Origin of the sequence: Parvibaculum sp. (assembly GCF_039680535.1) — a bacterium.
GTDB lineage: Bacteria > Pseudomonadota > Alphaproteobacteria > Parvibaculales > Parvibaculaceae > Parvibaculum.
Genome location: NZ_JBDKSS010000022.1, coordinates 25,814 through 42,547, shown reverse-complemented (window position 1 = coordinate 42,547; position 16,734 = coordinate 25,814). Strand labels below are relative to the sequence as shown.

The window sequence follows — 16,734 nt, the reverse complement described above, 5'->3', positions numbered from 1 at the left end:
AAGCGCCCTGCGCGCGGGCGCAACGACCGGAGGCTTGGAAATTGACGGGCAAGAAGAAACTCACCCATCTCGACGCCAAAGGCCGCGCCAGCATGGTCGACGTGTCGGCCAAGAAGGTGACGGCGCGCACGGCGACAGCCAGGGGCCGCATCTTGATGGAGCCGGAGACGCTTGCCCTTATCACCGGTGGCGGTCTCGCCAAAGGCAATGCGCTCGAGGTCGCACGGCTCGCCGGCATCATGGCCGCGAAGAAAACCGCCGACCTCATTCCGCTCTGCCATCCGCTCGCCATATCGAAGGTTTCGGTCGATTTCAAACCCGACGCAAAAAGGAACTGCATCGAAGTCGAAGCGACGGTGAAACTTTCCGGCCAGACGGGCGTCGAAATGGAAGCGCTGACAGCGGTAAGCGTCGCCTGCCTCACGATTTACGACATGGCGAAGGCCGTGGACCGCTCGATGCGGATCGAGGACATCCGCCTCACGCACAAGGCGGGTGGCAAGTCCGGCATCTATAAGGCGAAGTAAATGGCGCAAGCCCTGATCCCCGTCGCGGAAGCCCGCGCACGCATTCTGGCCATGCTGACGCCCACGGCGGCGGAGCCGGTGATGCTTGCCAACGCGGCTGGCCGTGTTCTCGCGGAAGATGTCGTCGCGCGGCGAACCCAGCCGCCTGCCGATCTCTCGGCCATGGACGGCTATGCGGTCCGCGCCGCCGATGTGGCGAGCGTGCCGGCGCGGCTCCGCGTCGTCGGCGAAGCGCCTGCGGGCGGCGCTTATGACGGCACCCTCGGCGAAGGCGAAGCGGTGCGCATCTTCACCGGCGCCCCCGTGCCGCAGGGCGCCGACGCCATCGTCATTCAGGAAGATACCGAGCGCTATGGCGATATCGTCATCGCGCGTGAAAGCGCCGTACCCGGACGGAATATCCGCCGCGCAGGCCTCGACTTCAAGGAAGGCGCGACCGGGCTCGTTTCCGGGCGAAAACTCTCGCCTGCCGACATTGCCTTTGCCGCTGCGATGAACCAGCCGAGCCTCTTTCTGCATCGACGCCCACGCGTCGCCTTTTTCTCGACAGGCGACGAACTGGTGCGGCCGGGCATGCCCATCGGCCCCAACCAGATCGTCTCGTCCAATAATGACGGGCTCGCGGCGCTCATCGTGGAAGCGGGCGGCGTTCCTCTCGATCTTGGCATTGCGCCCGACCGGCGCGAGGCGATCCGCGCGGCCGCGCGCAAGGCCATCGGCGCCGACATGCTCGTGACTCTCGGCGGCGCCTCCGTCGGCGACCACGATCTCGTCCAGTCGGCGCTCGCGGAAGATGGGCTCGACATCGATTTCTGGCGTATCGCCATGCGCCCCGGAAAGCCGCTGATGTTCGGGCGCTACCGCAACATTCCCATGCTGGGCCTGCCGGGTAATCCCGTTTCGGCGCAGGTCTGCGCCCTGCTTTTCCTGGTGCCCGCGCTGACCAGGCTTGCCGGCGGCGAGGGGCACGCACCTCGAACCGTCCCGGCTCGCCTCGCTACGCCGCTCGCAGCGAACGACCAGCGAGAGGACTATCTGCGCGCCAGCATCGACCATGTGCCGGGCGAACTTCCCGTCGCGACGCCCTTTCCGAAGCAGGACAGCTCCATGCTCTCGCTGCTCTCGGCCGCCGATTGCCTGATCGTGCGCCCGCCTCACGCACCCGCCGCGGAAGCCGGAGCGCTCGTCGAGGTCCTGCCGCTTCGGTTCTGATTTATCCACAGAAGCTCTTGACGCCCGATGGGAACCAAACTAGAACGTGTAGCAAGGTTTATGGTTTGTTCCATATTTGGGGCCCGAAAGCATGCTCACACGCAAACAGCACGAACTCCTGATGTTCATTCATGAGCGCATCAAGGAGGGGGGCGTGTCTCCGAGCTTCGATGAAATGAAGGACGCGCTGGATCTGCGGTCCAAATCGGGCATCCATCGCCTCATTACCGCGCTGGAAGAACGAGGCTTCATCCGCCGCCTTGCGCATCGCGCCCGTGCGCTCGAGATCGTGAAACTGCCCGAGTCCGCCTCGCCGAGTCTCTCGATCTCGCGCAACAAGGGCTTCTCGCCAAGCGTCATCGAAGGCAGCCGCGGAAAGGCGCTCAGCCGCGACCTTCAGCCCGCCCACCAGCCGGAAAACACGATCACGCTCTCCGTCATGGGCCGCATCGCCGCCGGCACGCCCATCGAGGCGCTGCAGGAGGAAAGCCATCAGGTCGCTGTGCCGCTGACGCTGCTTGGCTCGGGCGAGCATTACGCCCTCGAGGTCAAGGGCGACTCGATGATCGAGGCCGGCATTCTCGATGGCGACACGGTGCTCATTCAGCGCTGCGATACAGCCAATAGCGGCGAGATCGTCGTGGCGCTTGTCGACGGCATGGAAGCAACGCTGAAACGCCTGCGCCGCAAGGGCGATTCCATCGCGCTTGAGGCGGCAAATCCCGCCTATGAAACGCGCATCTTCGGGCCGGATCGTGTGAAGGTTCAGGGCAAGCTCGTCGGGCTGCTGCGCCGCTACTGATCGGCGGCACCTTCATCCCGTGACTTTGCGGTGAACTGGCGCTGCACCCAGGGACGGCGGCCGCGCGCCTCGCGCGAGGTCTCCATTCTCATCGTTCCATCCGAGCCGTAGTAGATCGCTATCGCGCCGCCCCGCCAGAGATCGAAGCGATCGACGACCAGCCGTGCATGACAAGTCGCGCGTATCTGCCGCGCCACGGGTACCATCGAGATCACGACGTCTGCCCTTACGCAATCATCGCCAAGCGCCTCCGGTCCTTCCGAAAAAGCGACCAGCGGTCGTCCCGGCTCATGCCAGATACATCCCGCTGAGTCGCACCCCTGATACGGCGATCCGACGGCATCCGACGGCTCCCGTGTATCGCCATCGTGCCGCAGCCATTGCGAGGCTGCATAGGATGAACGCTTCGCGGTCAGATGAAGCAGGCCATCCTTACCGCGCAGCGCCGCAAGCCTTCCATCGGGAGCGATCAGAAGATCGGGCCGGGCAGGCGAGCCCCAGAGCGCGAGGGCCAGTGCCATCGGCGCGATGCCGGCGAAGCGCCAGCTCCCGCGCCACAGCGACAGCCACAATCCGCCCAGAGTCAGCAATGCCAGCGACGCCATCGGCGCGGATGCGACGAGGCGATCGGCACCCCGCCATCCGGCCACCTCATGCGCGACCCAAAGCATGCCCTCGACGCCCTTGCCCATCACCCAAAGCGCCGGCGCCTCCGCACCGAACGGCATCAGAACCATCGTCGCCAGCGCGGCGGGCATGACCAGAACGCTGACAATCGGCAGCGCGCCGAGATTTCCCGCCATGCCGTAAAGCGCGATGCGATCGAAATGAAAGGCGGCATAGGCGCCCGTCGCGAAGCCCGCAATCGTGGTCGTGACGAGAACCCCCGCGACATAGTTGAAGGCAAAGCGCAGGCTACCAAAGAGGAACCCATCGCTGCCTTCATTCATGGCCGTGAAACGCTGCACCAGCGGGCTCTCGTAACAGGCGATAAGACCGACGACCGCGGCAAACGACATCTGAAAGCTGGCTCCCAGCAGGCTCTCGGGTTGCCAGGCGAGCACGAGCAGCGCGGCCAAGGCGACATTCCGCATACTGAGCGCAGGCCGATCGAAGATGATCGCAACGAACATCAGCGCGATCATGATCCATGAGCGCTGCGTGGCGACCTCCGCGCCCGAGATGAGGAGATAGCCCGTGGACCCGACGAGCGCCGCCGCCGCGCCCCATTTCTTGATCGGATAGCGCAGCGCGATGGCAGGCACGAGGGCCAGGCCCGCGCGCAACAGCCAGAACAGCGACCCGCCGAATAGCACCATATGAAGGCCGGAAATCGACAGCACGTGAGCAAGGCCCGCCTTGCGCAAATCCTCCGCCGCCCAGTCCGGAATGGCGCGCTGCTCGCCCGTGATGAGCGCCGCCGCAATCGCGCCCGAAGCGCCGCCGATGCCGCTCTGTACGCGAGCCGTGATGGCCTGCCGCAACCGCGCAAGCGAAGTCGTCCAGTCCTCCGGCGGCGGCGCGACGCGCTCCGGCGCCGCAAATGCGAAGCCGACGCCGCCCAACCCATCGAACCAGACCTGCCGCGCATAGTCGAATCCGCCGGGCTCCACCGGTTCCGGCGGCGGCATGAGCCTTCCCCGCACCCGGATCGTCTCGCCCGGCTCGATCACCGCGTCGGGGAAGCGGACCTGCAATCGCACCTTCGCCGGCATGTCGGCAGGCGCAACGCGGTCCATCGAAAGCGGCTCAAGCGTGACGGCGAGAGCGCCCTTTTCCGTTCGCTCGACCTCAACGACGCGCCCCTCGATCACGCCATTCCACGGTTTCTGGATGACAGGCGCCGCAACGACCGCCGCGCGGATGCAGGCCAGCGCGAAACCGAGCACGACGCAGAAAATGGCCACCGCGAGAACACCGGTCGCTCCCCGTCTCAGCGCGACGGCAAGCCCGCCGCCCGCCGCCGAAAGGGCGAGCAACGCCGCCCAGAGCGGCGGCTCAAAGGAAAGGCTGAAATAGAGCGCGATTCCGAGGCCGAGCAACACCGGGGACCACAGAAACCACCGGTCCGTCTCGCCGAAAAAGGATGCGGCGACATAGTCGGACGCCCGCCGGAGGGGCGAAAAAGCCTCGTCCGCCGGAGGCCCTTCCACGGCCTCTTCCAATTCCGCATCCGTCGCGGCCGTCACTCCGCCCCCTACTCGAAAAACGCCCCGAACAGCCCGTGAACAAAACCCAAAAACCCTTGGGCAAGCGGCCCCTTCGGGCTTACGTTGCATCGCCGCAATGTGCTAGAAAACCCCTGCCCCGCAGCAGATCCGAATGCCCGAAAGTCGCGCCTCCGGATCGCAGCATGCCAACAATAAATCGCCTTGCCTACCTGCCTGGGTTCACCCCTCACGGGTGTGGCCCGAAAGGTGGGACCACGGGAGATCATGACGGAACCGAAGCAAGTCGTAACGCGCTTTGCCCCTTCGCCGACCGGCTATCTGCATATCGGCGGCGGACGCACGGCCCTGTTCAGCTGGCTCTATGCGCGCCGGAACAACGGAAAGTTTCTGCTGCGCATCGAAGACACGGACCGCGAGCGCTCGACCGACGCCGCCATCGACGCAATCTTTGAAGGCCTGCGCTGGCTCGGTCTCGAATGGGACGGCGAAGTCACCTATCAGTTCGCGCGTCAGGCGCGCCACCGCGAGGTCGCCGAGGAATTGCTGCGACAGGGCAAGGCCTATTACTGCTACGCCAGCCCGCAGGAACTCGAAGAAATGCGGGAAAAGGCAAAGGCCGAAGGCCTCCCCATTCGCTATGACGGCCGCTGGCGCGACCGCGATCCCTCCGAGGCGCCCGAAGGCGTGAAGCCGGTCATCCGCTTCAAATCGCCGAATGAAGGCGAGACGATTGTCCGCGACCATGTCATGGGCGACGTGCGCTTCGCCAATGAACAGCTCGACGATCTCATCATCGTCCGCAGCGACGGCACGCCGACCTACAATCTTTCCGTTGTCGTCGACGATCACGACATGGGCGTCACCCACATCATCCGCGGCGACGACCACCTCACCAATGCCGGCCGCCAGAGCCAGATCTACGCGGCGATGGGATGGGAGATCCCCGAATTCGCCCATGTGCCGCTGATCCACGGACCGGACGGCGCAAAGCTCTCCAAGCGTCACGGCGCGCTCGGCGTCGATGCCTATCGCGACATGGGCTATCTGCCCGAAGCGATGCGGAACTATCTCGCCCGCCTCGGCTGGAGCCATGGCGACGACGAGATTTTCTCAACCGAGCAGGCAATCGAGTGGTTCGACCTCGACCATATCGGCCGCTCGCCCTCGCGCTTCGATTTCGCCAAGCTCGAAAATCTGAACGGCCACTATATCCGCGAAGGCGACGACACGCGTCTTGCCGACGACACGATCGCCCTGATGCAGCGCCTCGGCCATTGGGCCGACGGCGGCAATTTCGGGGCGGACTTCCGCGCCAGGCTCATCGCCGCCATGCCGGGCATCAAGGAGCGCGCAAAGACGCTGCTCGATATCGGGAGAGGCGCCGAGTTCCTGCGCGCCAAACGGCCGCTTGCGCTCGACGCCAACGCGGCGAAGCTGCTGGATGCAGATGCGCGCGCATTGCTCGCGCGCCTCGCCCCCGCGCTCGAAGGGCTTCAGGGCTGGGCTGCCGGCGATATCGAGGCCGCCGTGCGCAGCTTTGCCGAAACGGAAAGCCTCAAGCTCGGCAAGGTCGCGCAGCCGCTTCGCGCCGCCGCTACGGGCAGCTCCGTCTCACCGCCCATTTTCGATGTCCTGGCGACCCTCGGCCGCGAGGAAGCGCTTGGAAGGATCAAGGATCAGGCTGCCTGACGCTCGCGCAAGCGCAAGCAGCCAAATAAGATGTTCAACAATGGCTGGATCGTGGCTCTCCGCCCGGTTCGGCAAACCAGCAAAGGACAGGCAGGACAGTATGACGAAAAACGGAAAAGAAGGTGGCGCGAAGCAGCTCGCGACTCTCGCCGTCGACAATAAAAATTACGAATATCCTGTCGTCCCCGGCTCGATCGGCCCGAGCGTCATCGACATCTCCAAGCTCTACGGTCAGACGGGCCACTTCACCTATGACCCCGGCTTCACCTCGACGGCGAGCTGCGAGTCGAAGATCACCTATATCGACGGCGAAGAAGGCGTGCTGCTCTATCGCGGCTATCCGATCGAGCAGCTGGCCGAAAAGGGCAACTTCCTCGAAACCTGCTACCTGCTGCTGAACGGCGAACTGCCGACCTCGGCCGAATTCAAGGAATTCGATCGCGCGATCACGAACCACACCATGGTTCATGAGCAGATGCAGTTCTTCCTGCGTGGCTTCCGCCGCGACGCCCATCCCATGGCGATCATGTGCGGCATGGTCGGCGCGCTCTCGGCCTTCTATCACGACTCCACGGACATCAATGACCCCGTGCAGCGCATGATCGCGAGCCGTCGCCTCATCGCCAAGATCCCGACCATTGCCGCCATGGCCTACAAGTATTCGGTCGGCCAGCCGGTCGTCTATCCGAAGAACAGCCTCGGCTATGCCGAAAACTTCCTGCACATGTGCTTCTCGGTTCCCGCCGAAGAGTACAAGGTCGATCCGATCCTCGCCCGCGCGATGGATCGCATCTTCATCCTCCATGCCGACCATGAGCAGAACGCTTCGACCTCGACCGTGCGTCTCGCCGGTTCGTCGGGCGCCAATCCCTTCGCCTGCATCGCGGCCGGCATCGCCTGCCTCTGGGGCCCGGCGCATGGCGGCGCGAACGAGGCCGCGCTCGAAATGCTGCGCGAAATCGGCACCGTCGACCGCATCCCGGAGTACATCAACAAGGCGAAGGACAAGAACGATCCCTTCCGCCTGATGGGCTTCGGCCACCGCGTCTACAAGAACTACGACCCGCGCGCCCGCGTGATGCAGAAGACCTGCCACGAAGTGCTCCAGGTCCTGGGCATCAAGGACGATCCGCTGCTCGACGTTGCCATCGAACTCGAAAAGATCGCTCTCAGCGACAGCTACTTCATCGAGAAGAAGCTCTATCCGAATATCGACTTCTATTCGGGCATCACGCTGAAGGCGATGGGCTTCCCGACCACGATGTTCACGGTTCTCTTCGCGCTCGCCCGCACCGTCGGCTGGGTCGCGCAGTGGAACGAGATGATCGAGGATCCGGACCAGCGCATCGGCCGTCCGCGCCAGCTCTACACCGGCGCCCCGCGTCGCGATTACGTTTCGTTCGACAAGCGCAAGTAAGCAGTCGAACCGACCGGAAATGCCAGAGGCGCCCCTTGGGGCGCCTCTTTTCTTTTGAGTCTATCTGAGCCTTGGCGGCAGCATCTCGAGCACCGCCCGCGCCGCGCGGAGGCTTGGCCGGTCGCCGCCCACGCCCATGATGTCGCGAAGCTCATCGAGATCGGCAAGCGCGCGCCTGCGTTCGGGCGTGTCACGCAGAAGCGGCTTCAACGCCGCGGCAAGAGCGGCGGGCTTCGCCGCATATTGCAGAAACTCGCGCACCGACGGCCGGTCGAGAATAAGATTGACCACGACGACCGACGGCACCTTGAGCAGACCGGAGACGAACCAGGCCGCGATCGGATCGATCTTGTAGGCAATCACCATCGGCACACGGGCAAGGCCGAGTTCGAGCGAAACCGTACCGGACGCCGCGAGCGCCGCCGTCGCCGCATCGAAGGCTGCGCGCTTCTCATCCTCGCTATCGATCAGCTCGACGGGAACGGACCAGCTCTTCACGCCCTCCTCCACCAGATGCCGGACATGCGGCACGGTCGGCAGGACGAATCTGATGCCGGGATAGTCGCGCGCCAACAGCGCCGCCGTCGCGCCGAAATCGGCAATCAGGCGCTTTACTTCGTTGGTGCGGCTGCCGGGAAGGACGAGCAGCATCGGCTGGTCCGGCGTCATTCCGCGCGCCTTTCGGAACGCCTCGCCGCTGCCCTCCACAGGCAGGCGTTCGATGGCCGGATGGCCGACATAGACGCAGTCGAGATTGGCCTCGGCACGAAAGAAATCCGGCTCGAACGGAAGCAGGGCCAGCACGCGCTTCACATATTTGGCCATGGCCCGCGCGCGGCCGCGCCGCCACGCCCAGACGCTCGGCGAGACATAATTCGCAATCGGAATATCCGGCGCACGCTTCGCAACGCGCTTCGCCACCATATGCGTAAAATCCGGGCTGTCGATGATGACCAGCACATCGGGCTGCTCGCGCACGGCAAAGTCCGCCGTCTCGCGCATGCGCCGCAGGATCAGCGGCAGGCGCGGAATGACCTCGCGCGGCCCCATCACGGAAGTGTCCGACATGGGGAAAATGGAGGTGAGGCCCTGAGCGATCATCTTCGGCCCGCCTGCGCCGGTGATCCGCACCGCGCCATGCCGCAACTCCTTCAGAGCCTCCATCAGCTCGCCGCCAAGGGCGTCGCCCGAAGGCTCGCCCGCGACGAGCATGATGTGCGGGATGGTTGCGTCGTCCTTCATGGCTTCACGCCCAATGTGCGCGCATGCGGGAAACCCAGCACGAAGAGGCCGAGTTCATCGGCCTTGCGCGCCACGCCCTCCGCATCCGCTACAATGGCCCCGCCCGATTCGACGGCGATGCCCGCAAGCCCGGCGGCAGCGGCGCGCTCAACCGTCCGTACACCGATGGTCGGCAGATCGACGCGGCGCTCCTGTGCCGGTTTTGGCAGCTTGACCAGCACACCGTCGCGCGCGATCTCCGAGCCCCGGCCTTCCGGCGGCATGGCGGCAACACGGCCAAGCATCGCATCCGTTCCTTTTATGTCTTCGAGCGCGAGCACATGGCCGCGACAGACGACGGCGCCTTGCCCGATATCGAGCGCCCCGATTTTGCGAGCAGCGGCAATTGCAGCGTCTATATCGGCTTCCTGCGACGGGGTTGGAACAGCCTTGCTCAACAGACCCGTGGAAGCAAGCAGGCTCGGCAAAATGGTTTCCGCGCCGACGACGCGAATGCCGTTTTCCTCCAGGAACTCCACGACGCCGCGCAAGAGCGCGTCGTCACCCGTCTTCATTCGCTTGATGAAGCGAGGCAGAAGAAGCAGCCCGCGAAAATCCGGCACAATGTCGCGCAGCGTCGGCCGCGTCATCGGCCCGATGATGACCACGTCTTCGCAGCCATTCTGTTTGAAGAGCTTGAGGAAGCGCCCCATCGCGCCAACCCGCACCCATCCATGCGGATAGCGTTCGATGTCCGGCCCTGCCGCGCCCTTTACGCCCACGATGAAGACCTCTCGCCCCGCGGCCCGGGCGGCATCGGCCACCGCCAGAGGCAGCGGACCGCCGCCGGCAGCAACTCCAAGCTTTCGCGGTCTGTTGGCAGACGAACTCATGCCGCGTGCCTCAACGAAGTCTCGTCAGTGGCGTGGCAGGCAGAGCGGACGATCGGCATCGGCCTGAATGAAGTTCACAATGTCCATTACATCCGCATTGTCGGCGAAGCGCTCGGCCACCGCAGCAACACGATCGCGCAGCGCCCCTTCCTGCCCGAATATCTGGCCGAAGGCATCGCGCATCGCATTGATCTGCTCGCGCGAAAAGCCACGCCGCTTCAGACCCACGAGATTGAGCCCCATCAGATGGGCTCGGTTTCCGACAACGAGACCGAAGGGAATGATATCGCTCTCGACCGCGCTCGCACCGCCGATGAAGGCATGCTTGCCGATACGCACGAACTGATGCACGGCGGAACCGCCACCGAAAATGACGTAATCGGCCACGCGGCAGTGGCCGGCAAGCAGCGTCGTATTCGACAGGATGACGTGATCGCCGATGATGCAATCATGACCGACATGGGCGCTGGCAAGGAACGTATTATTACTGCCGATGCGGGTCACCATGCCGCCGCCCTCGGTGCCGGCATTCATCGTCACATATTCGCGGATGAGATTGTCCGTACCCACCTCAAGTGTGCTCGGCTCGCCATGATATTTGAGATCCTGCGGCGGCTGGCCGATCGAGGCGAAAGGGTAAATCTGCGTCCGGGCGCCGATGGTCGTCCGTCCGGCAAGAACGACATGCGAATGCAGCACGACGTCAGGCCCAAGCTTCACATCGGGCCCGATGATGCTGTAGGGCCCGACCTTCACGCTCGGGTCGAGCTCCGCCTTGGGATCAACGATGGCTGTCGGATGGATATTCGTCATGCTTTCGATGCCTGATCGACGATCATGGCGCTGTATTCGGCTTCCGCAACGAGCGCGCCGTCGACCTTCGCTTCGCCGCTGAACTTCCAGACGGGGCCGCGGCTGTGAATCTTGGTAACGTGAATCTTCAGCACATCGCCCGGCTGCACAGGCTTGCGGAATCGGGCGCGTTCGATCGTCATGAAATAGACGATCTTGCCTTCGGCATCGGCGCCAAGCCCGCTCAGTACCAGCGCGCCAGCGGTCTGCGCCATGGCCTCGACAATGAGTACGCCGGGCATCACGGGATGACCGGGAAAGTGCCCCTGAAAGAAGGGTTCATTGGCCGACACATTCTTGATGCCCGTGGCCGACTCGCTGCCCTTCATGTCGATAATCCGGTCGATCATCAGCATGGGATAGCGGTGAGGAAGAAGCTCCATCACCCGCTTGATGTCCGCGCTGCCGAGAACTTCGGTTACCGTTTCCGCATCGCTCATTATCTCATTCCCTCTCGCACGGCTTGCGCCGCTTGTTCTTCCTCACTAACTCGCATCGCCCGCGGGTTCGTCCGTCTTCCGGCGCTTGCCGAGATTCTTGATGGCGACGAGTTCCCGCTGCCATTCGCGAACCGGCCTCGCGGGTACGCCGCCATATTTCTGCCCCGCCGGCACGTCGTGAATAACGGCGCTGCGCGCGGCGATCTGAACGCCCGAATTGATGGTCAGATGCCCGGTCACACCGACCTGCGCCGCAAGCACCACGAAATCGCCAAGCTTCGCGCTGCCGGAAACGCCCGTCTGCGAGACGATCACACAGCCCCGCCCGGTCGTTACGTTGTGTCCGATCTGTACGAGATTATCAATCTTGGTTCCCTCGCCAATGACCGTGTCCGGCCCGGCTCCGCGGTCCACGGTGGTATTGGCGCCAATTTCCACATCGTCCTGAATGATGACGCGCCCGAGCTGCGGCACCTTTTCATGCCGAGGGAATCCCATGGCAAAGCCGAAGCCATCCTGACCGATCGCGACGCCAGGATGCAGCATCACGCGATCACCGATATGGGCATGGCTGATCGTGACATTGGGGCCGATGAAACAATTGCGTCCGACGGTGCAGCCCTTCGATACCACCGCGTTGGCACCGACGACCGTGCCGCTGCCGATCTCGGCACCGGCGCCGATCACCGCGCCCGGCTCGATTGTCGCGCCAGCGCCGATGCTCGCACTGGGGTGAACGACCGCTCGCGGATGAACCGTAGCGGGTTCGCCAAAGGTATCCGCGCCGCGTACCTCGTCTGGATAGAAGAGCTGGCTCGCCAACGCGTAAGCCCGGTAGGGCTCCTTGGTCACGAGCAGCGCAAGCCCGGCGGGAGCACGGCCGACGAAGCGGGGATGAACGAGGCAGGCGCCCGCCGAGGTAGCGGCAAAGGCGTCCACATATTTCGGATTGTCGAGGAAGCTGAGATCGGTGGGGCCCGCGGCGTCGAGCGAAGCTATGTCCCCGATCCGACGCGCTGCATCGGCATTGGGTCCCAGCTCCGCTCCCACGCGCGTGGCGATCTCGCCAAGTGCGAACGGTCCTTTATTCGCAAAGAAACGAGAATCCGCCATTGTCACCACATGCCCCGCGCTTTGCGCGGGACCTTTCTTCACTGGATTATTGCGCGGCCTTCTTGGCTTCGGCCGGCGAGATCGGCTTGACGTCGATCTTCGTAACCTTGGCGTCGAGGGCCTTCAGGGCCTCTGCCGTTACGTCGAGATCCACGCCACCTGCCAGCACGACCGACTGGTCGAGAAGCAGCGTCGCGCCGTTCTTCTTCATGATATCGGCAAAGATCGGACGAATGGCGGCCTCAACCTCTGCGCGCGCCTTGTTGACGCCGAGCTGAAGTGCGTCGCCCCTTGCACGCATCTTCTCCTGACGATCGGCCTCTTTCTTCTCGAGGGCCGCGACCTTCTTCTTGAAGTCATCGGCGCTGAGGAGCGACCGCTGCTCGGAAAGCTTCTTGGCTTCCGCCTGGAGCGCTTCCGAACCCTTCTTGTCTTCCGCCTGAAGCTTCTTCGCCTGATCCTGAAGCTGGGTGCGGATGCTCTGGCCGACCTTCGATTCGTTGAAAATCTGCTGCGTATTGACGATCAGGATAACCGCCGGGCCAGCGGCGGAAGCGGCAGGCACGGTGGCGGCGGTCGCGATGGAAACAAACGCCAAGGCAGCAAGCACACGCTTGGCAAAACGATGGAACTTCATGATCAGGGATACCCTTTTGAAATCCTGGAACGAAGACGGTTGCTGATACCGGGTTACCCCCGGCTTTTCTCTGGAAAAAGCGCGATCCCGACACCCCATCGAGATCGCGCTCCTGACTCGTACTAGAACTGTGTGCCTGCGCTGAAGCGGAAGATTTCGGTCTTGTCGTAGTCTTCCTTCACGAAGGGCTGACCGAAGTCGAGGCGAACGGGGCCGAACGGCGACTTCCAGTTGACGCTGAGACCGGCCGAAACGCGCGGCGCATAGTTGGTCTTGTACACGTCCGAACCGGCAAGTCCGCTGTCGATGCTCGCACCACCGACGATGCCGAAATCCGTGAACAGGCTGGTCGAGATGCCCAGCGCCTCGGGCAGGCCGTTGGGGAAGCTGACTTCCGCAGTGCCGAACGCATAGCCGTTGGCGCCAATGGCGTCATCCGTGGTCAGATCGCGCGGACCCATGCCGGCCGACTTGAAACCACGGAAATCCTGACCGCCCTTGAAGAAGCGGTCATTGAGCTTCACGTTCTGCCCGATGCCCTGGATGTAACCGACGTCTGCGCGCAGAGTCAGCGTGTAGTCCTCGGCCAGCTTGTAATAGTTGTGCACAAGGACCTGGCTCGACAGGTAGCTCACGGAACCACCGACACCGGCAAAGTCCTGGCTGAGCAGGAAGTCCCAACCGCCCGTCGGAATGACCGGATCGTTGCGTTGATCGAGATAATAGTCGTAACCGATGATCGAACGCGTCTGCGATCCGGCTGCCGCCTGGATGAGCGGAGACGTACTCGTGACGTTGAAGAGGCTCTCGAAGCGCAGCTGGTAGCGCGTCAGCAGCCTGCTGTTGTCCGACAGCGGGAAGCCGAAGCGGAGACCGGCACCCTGCGTGCGCGAGTCAAACGACGCTTCGCTCTGATAGTTCGTTTCGCTGCCGAAGATGTCGACACCGCCGACGAGGTCACGATCCAGGAAATAGGGATCGGTGTAATGGAACTCGATCAACTGCTGACGCTTCGCAAGCGACACGTTCGTGCCGACCTGCAGGCCACGACCGAGGAAGTTGCGCTCGCTGAGGCCTGCGCCGGCGACGACATTGTCGAGCGACGAGAAGCCGAAGCTCAGCGACAGCGAACCGGTCGACTGCTCCTGCACAGCCACATTGATGACGGTCTTGTCGGGCGCCGAACCGGGCTGCTGCTTCACATCGACCTTGGCGAAATATTGCAGACCGCGAATGTTCTTTTCCGACTTGTCGAGCAGCACCTTGTTGAAGGCATCGCCTTCGGCGAGCTTCATCTGACGGCGAATGACGCGGTCGAGCGTGCGCTGGTTGCCGACGATATCGATCCGCTCAACGTAAACGCGCGGTCCCTCGGCAATATTGTAGGAGATATCGACGACGTGGCCCTTGCGGTCGCGATGCACGCGGGGGCGCACTTCGGCAAAGGCATAGCCCTTCGAACCAGCCGCAAAGGTCAGCGCGTCGACCGTCTTGTCGATGAGATTGGCGTTATACGTCTCGCCGCTCTTTGTCTGAACGAGTTCCAGAAGCTCATCCTTGTTGAGCTTCTCGAGGTTCGTCTTGATGTCGACCTTGCCGAAGTTGTAGACATCGCCTTCCTCGACCGTGAAGGTGATGTGGAAGGAGGCATCGTCGCGGCTGAGATCGGCCACGGCCGACACGACGCGGAAGTCCGCATAACCCTTCGACAGATAGAAGCGGCGCAGAAGCTCGCGGTCATAGGTCAGGCGATCGGGGTCGTAGCTGTCCGACGACGAGAAGAACTTCCACCAGGCGGATTCGCTCGTCGAAACCACTTCGCGCAGATCGCCGTCGCTGAAGTTCTTGTTGCCGAGGAAATTGATGGCCGCGATCTTCGTCTTCTGGCCCTCATTGATCTCGAAGACGAGGTCAACGCGGTTCTGTGGCAGGCGGATCACCTTCGGCTCGACGGTCGCCGCAAAGCGGCCGCCGCGGCGATAGAGTTCGATGATGCGAGTGACGTCGGCTTGAACCTTGGCGCGCGTGTAGATCGTCCGCGGCTTCAACTGGACTTCGTTGTTGAGGTCCTCTTCCTTGATCGCGCTGTTGCCTTCATAGGCAACGCGATTGATGATCGGGTTCTCGACGACCGAGACGACGAGCATGTCGCCATCGCGACGGATGTTGACGTCGGCAAAGAGGCCGGTATCGAACAGGTGCTTCAGCGAAGTATCGACCTTGGAGGCGCTATAGGCGTCGCCTTCCTGAATGGCCATGTAGGAGACGACCGTATCGCGCTCGATGCGCTGATTGCCCTCGACGTCGATCTTCCTGATGACCGGGCCCTCGGCTTCGGCAGCCTGAACTGCCGTCACACCCAAAACGGTACCGCCAAAGGTCGCAATGCCCGGCAGGGATGCCGTAAGGCTGCACACAGCGAGAAGCAGCGCGCCGACGCCGCCGAAACGCGCCACTTGGCCCATCGAACTCACCAGTCGCCCCATCCCCTACCTACCTCAATCGCTCGGGTCCCGCAGGACCCCGTTTGTTTATCGCCAGGTTGCCTCTGCCCGCAGGCATCGAGACGATCAGCTGAACAGATGGACCAAATCGTTCCAGGTCGCAAAAACCATGAGCATCATGACGAGCGCGAGCCCGATTCTGAAGCCGAATTCCTGCGCCTGGTCGCCCAGCGGACGGCCGCGCAGAGCCTCGACCGCATAGTACAGAAGGTGTCCCCCATCAAGCATCGGCACCGGAAAAAGGTTAAGCAGGCCAATACTTACGGAAAGGATAGCCGTCAGGTTCAGCAGCGCCGAGAATCCGACGGACGCAACCTGCCCTGAAACCCGTGCGATGGTCAACGGACCACCGATCTGGCTCGCATCCTCGGCACCGGAAACCACGCGCCCCAGATAGGTGAAGGTCTGGGAAACGATGAACCAGGTCTCCTTGGCCCCGAGCCAAAGGCTGGTCACGGGATCGGTGCGCGTCACGCGCCAGTTCGCCTCGCCCGTATCCGGCGCCAGCCCCAGAATGCCGATCCGCTGCACATTGCCGAAGGGATCTTTCACCTCCTGCCGGCGCGGAGTCGCAAGAAGCGTCACATCGGCGCCGCCACGCTTGACCACGAAGGTAAGCTTCACATCGCTGCTGAGGCTCACGATGCGCTTCATGTCCTCGAAGCTGTCGATCGCCTTGCCGTCGATCGACAGGACGTGATCGCCAGGTTGAAAGCCCGCTTCTGCCGCAGCGCTGTTTTCCACCACGGTCTTGATCACCGGCTGGACAATCACCTGGCCGACAACGGTGTAGAGGCCCGCAAAAATGGCAATCGCCAGCAGAAAGTTGGCAACCGGTCCGGCCACGACAACAGCCGCGCGCTGCGCCACAGGCTTGAAATAGAAAAGGCCGCCGCGCTGCTCGGGCGGGATTTCGGCGAGACGGCGGCGGTCTGGCGTGCTCGCCGCCGATTCATCGCCGAGAAACTTCACATAGCCGCCGAGCGGGATCCAGCTCACCTTCCAGCGCGTGCCGCGCCGGTCGTTCCAGCCGAATATCTCCTTGCCGAAGCCGATCGAAAACGTCTCGACCTTCACGCCGCAAAGCCGCGCTACCAGGAAGTGCCCGAGTTCATGAAAGAATACGACGACGGTCAGCACGAACAGGAAAGGCAACAAATAACCCCAGAGCGATTCTCCGAAGCCCCCAATGCCAGCCAGTAGGTTCACCACGCTCAAAATCCCGTTCTCGTCCCATGCGTCTGCCGGGCCGTTCC

At 63.3% G+C, this 16,734-nt stretch carries 14 protein-coding genes; 5 read left to right on the top strand and 9 right to left on the bottom strand.

What is annotated here, in order from left to right; translation table 11 throughout:
• The first annotated feature begins 41 nt into the window (after nt 1-41).
• The 3 genes from moaC (at nt 42) to lexA (ending at nt 2,541) form a co-directional block, all read left to right on the top strand.
• Nucleotides 42-527: a cyclic pyranopterin monophosphate synthase MoaC gene (gene moaC, locus ABFC66_RS14235; protein WP_346741625.1), complete on the top strand. Its 486-nt coding sequence runs from the start codon at nt 42-44 to the stop codon at nt 525-527.
• On the top strand, nt 528-1,739 hold the full coding sequence (gene glp / locus ABFC66_RS14230) for a gephyrin-like molybdotransferase Glp (RefSeq protein ID WP_346741624.1): 1,212 nt from the start codon (nt 528-530) through the stop codon (nt 1,737-1,739).
• Between the two features lie 91 nt (nt 1,740-1,830).
• Nucleotides 1,831-2,541, top strand: a complete 711-nt coding sequence (gene lexA / locus ABFC66_RS14225) for a transcriptional repressor LexA (protein ID WP_346741623.1) — start codon at nt 1,831-1,833, stop codon at nt 2,539-2,541.
• On the opposite strand, the gene ABFC66_RS14220 is transcribed toward lexA, so the two are convergent.
• Nucleotides 2,535-4,730, bottom strand: coding sequence for a ComEC/Rec2 family competence protein (locus tag ABFC66_RS14220; protein ID WP_346741622.1), 2,196 nt, complete (start codon nt 4,728-4,730; stop codon nt 2,535-2,537). The two genes, lexA and ABFC66_RS14220, sit on opposite strands and share 7 nt — an antisense overlap.
• Nucleotides 4,731-4,976: 246 nt before the next feature.
• Here ABFC66_RS14220 and gltX point away from each other — a divergent pair, with 246 nt between their 5' ends.
• Nucleotides 4,977-6,401 (top strand): glutamate--tRNA ligase, encoded by a 1,425-nt coding sequence (gene gltX / locus ABFC66_RS14215; RefSeq protein WP_346741621.1) that lies wholly within the window; start codon nt 4,977-4,979, stop codon nt 6,399-6,401.
• Nucleotides 6,402-6,501: 100 nt separating this feature from the next.
• The gene (gene gltA / locus ABFC66_RS14210; RefSeq protein ID WP_346741620.1) at nt 6,502-7,818 is read left to right on the top strand and encodes a citrate synthase; all 1,317 of its coding nucleotides are present in this window, start codon (nt 6,502-6,504) and stop codon (nt 7,816-7,818) included.
• A 60-nt stretch (nt 7,819-7,878) separates the two neighbouring features.
• On the opposite strand, the gene lpxB is transcribed toward gltA, so the two are convergent.
• From lpxB to rseP, 8 genes are all read right to left on the bottom strand, one after another.
• Nucleotides 7,879-9,060, bottom strand: a complete 1,182-nt coding sequence (gene lpxB / locus ABFC66_RS14205) for a lipid-A-disaccharide synthase (protein ID WP_346741619.1) — start codon at nt 9,058-9,060, stop codon at nt 7,879-7,881.
• A complete protein-coding gene (gene lpxI, locus ABFC66_RS14200) occupies nt 9,057-9,932 on the bottom strand; it encodes a UDP-2,3-diacylglucosamine diphosphatase LpxI (protein ID WP_346741618.1) in 876 nt (291 codons plus the stop codon). Before lpxI ends, lpxB begins: the two co-directional genes overlap by 4 nt.
• A 24-nt stretch (nt 9,933-9,956) precedes the next feature.
• Nucleotides 9,957-10,745 (bottom strand): acyl-ACP--UDP-N-acetylglucosamine O-acyltransferase, encoded by a 789-nt coding sequence (gene lpxA / locus ABFC66_RS14195; RefSeq protein ID WP_346741617.1) that lies wholly within the window; start codon nt 10,743-10,745, stop codon nt 9,957-9,959.
• On the bottom strand, nt 10,742-11,224 hold the full coding sequence (gene fabZ, locus ABFC66_RS14190) for a 3-hydroxyacyl-ACP dehydratase FabZ (protein WP_346741616.1): 483 nt from the start codon (nt 11,222-11,224) through the stop codon (nt 10,742-10,744). The genes lpxA and fabZ overlap by 4 nt, the downstream gene beginning before the upstream one ends.
• 45 nt (nt 11,225-11,269) lie before the next feature.
• The gene (lpxD, locus tag ABFC66_RS14185) at nt 11,270-12,337 is read right to left on the bottom strand and encodes a UDP-3-O-(3-hydroxymyristoyl)glucosamine N-acyltransferase (protein ID WP_346741615.1); all 1,068 of its coding nucleotides are present in this window, start codon (nt 12,335-12,337) and stop codon (nt 11,270-11,272) included.
• A 46-nt stretch (nt 12,338-12,383) separates the two neighbouring features.
• The gene (locus ABFC66_RS14180) at nt 12,384-12,974 is read right to left on the bottom strand and encodes an OmpH family outer membrane protein (RefSeq protein ID WP_346741614.1); all 591 of its coding nucleotides are present in this window, start codon (nt 12,972-12,974) and stop codon (nt 12,384-12,386) included.
• A gap of 122 nt (nt 12,975-13,096) precedes the next feature.
• A complete protein-coding gene (gene bamA / locus ABFC66_RS14175; RefSeq protein ID WP_346741613.1) occupies nt 13,097-15,439 on the bottom strand; it encodes an outer membrane protein assembly factor BamA in 2,343 nt (780 codons plus the stop codon).
• Between the two features lie 105 nt (nt 15,440-15,544).
• Nucleotides 15,545-16,687 carry an RIP metalloprotease RseP gene (gene rseP / locus ABFC66_RS14170; protein WP_346741720.1) on the bottom strand — a complete coding sequence of 381 codons (1,143 nt, stop codon included), beginning with the start codon at nt 16,685-16,687 and terminating at the stop codon, nt 15,545-15,547.
• Between the last annotated feature and the right edge of the window lie 47 nt (nt 16,688-16,734).